At 69.8% G+C, this 1,718-nt stretch carries 1 protein-coding gene; it reads left to right on the top strand.

Going from position 1 to position 1,718, the window contains the following annotated elements; genetic code table 11:
* The first annotated feature begins 270 nt into the window (after positions 1–270).
* Entirely contained in the window at positions 271–1,557 is a 1,287-nt protein-coding gene (locus tag WS91_RS17950) for an SGNH/GDSL hydrolase family protein (protein WP_059670725.1), read from the top strand.
* The last annotated feature ends 161 nt before the right edge of the window (positions 1,558–1,718 follow it).

Below are 1,718 nucleotides of genomic sequence, written 5' to 3'. Positions count from 1 at the left end.
ACCGGCGACCGGCGACCGGCGACCGGCGACCGGCGACCGGCGACCGGCGACCGGCAACCGGCAACCGGCAACCGGCAACCGGCAACCGGCAACCGGCAACCGGCAACCGGCAACCGGCAACCGGCAACCGGAAACCGGAAACCGGAAACGAAGCCCGCGAAACGCAGTGCCGCAACTGACAAGCGCCGCCGCAGCCGATTTCCCCGCAACCAACGGAGCGCGCAACCCGAGTTCAGGCAAAATCCGAAGCTTTGCCGTGAGGAGTATCGAATGACGTCTCGCCGCTGGCTTTCCGCTCTTTCGTGCTGTCTCGCGCTCGCTGCATCGCAGACGGCAAGCGCCGCGCAAGCCGACGCGCCCGCGCAGCCGGCGCGCTGGGTCGCGTCCTGGGCGACGGCGCTGCAGCCGATCCCGGATCTCGCGGCGCCGCCGCCGTTGTATCGCGCGCCGGACGTCGCGGGGCGCACGGTCCGCCAGATCGTTTATCCGACGCTCGCGGGGCGAGCGGTCCGCATTCGTGTGAGCAACGCATACGGCAAGACGCCGCTCGTGATCGGCGAGGCGAGCATCGCTCGCTCGTCGGGCGGCGCGGCGATCGCGGCCGGCAGTTCGACGACGATGACGTTCGGCGGTCGGCGCGCGATCGAAGTGCCGCCCGGCGAGGAGCGGGAAAGCGATCCGGCCGCATTCGACGTGACGGCGGGCGCGCCATACGCGCTCAGCCTGTATATGGGCGGTCGCCAGACGATGGCGGTTTGGCACCGCGTCTCGAATCAGGTCAATTACGTGTCGACGCCGGGTAATCACGCGAGCGACGCCGCGCCCGACGCCTACCTGACGCGCTTCACGCAATCCGCGTGGGTGGCCGAGCTTGCGGTCGAGGCGTCGCGGCCGGGCGCCGCGACGATCGTGGCGATCGGCGATTCGATCACGGACGGCATGCGCTCGAGCCTGAACCGCAATCGGCGCTGGCCGGACGCGTTCGCGGCGCGGCTCGAGCGCTCCGGCGAGCACGACATCGGCGTGGTGAATCTCGGCATCAGCGGAAACCGGCTGCTGAGCGACTCCCGCTGCTACGGCGTCGCGCTCGAGCGCCGCTTCGAGCGCGACGCGCTGGCGCGCGCCAGCGTGAAGGCCGCAGTGCTGCTGATCGGCATCAACGACATCAATTTTGCGGCGATGCCGGCGCGGTCGGGGCTCGATTGCGATGCGCCGCACACGCAGGTCGACGCGCAGTCGCTGATCGCAGGCTACCGCCGGGTGATTGCCGCCGCGCACGCGCGCGGCGTCGCGGTGTTCGGCGCAACGCTGACGCCCGCGTCGCTGCCGCCGGCGCGCGAAGCGATCCGCCGTGAAGTCAACGAGTGGATTCGGACGTCGGGCGCATTTGACGGTGTCGTGGATTTCGACGTCGCGTTGCGCGACCCCGCGAAGCCGTCGGCACTCCAGCGCCGCTACAACAGCGGCGACGACATTCATCCGAGCGATGCGGGGTACGCGGCGATGGCCGACGCGGTGCCGCTGGAGCGGCTGGCGGCGGCGGCTCGGCGCCGTTGAGCGTGCTGCGCCGACACGGTAAGCCGCGGCGACACAAGAATTTTGATGAAACCCTTAAAAAGGGCTTGCGTGAAAGCCGAGTGCTGCCTACAATCACGCCTCTTTCGCGCCAAGCCGAACGCGGCGCGAGAGGGGAAGCGGGAAGTTCCGATGCCGAGGTG

Source organism: Burkholderia sp. MSMB1498, assembly GCF_001526245.1.
GTDB classification, from domain to species: domain Bacteria; phylum Pseudomonadota; class Gammaproteobacteria; order Burkholderiales; family Burkholderiaceae; genus Burkholderia; species Burkholderia savannae.
Note: the sequence above shows the minus strand (reverse complement) of the source record. Positions and strands in the feature narration are given on the sequence as shown.

Excerpts from the sequence above, each read along its gene's own strand:
- WS91_RS17950 (WP_059670725.1), top strand. The coding sequence starts at position 271 with ATGACGTCTCGCCGCTGGCTTTCCGCTCTTTCGTGCTGTCTCGCGCTC.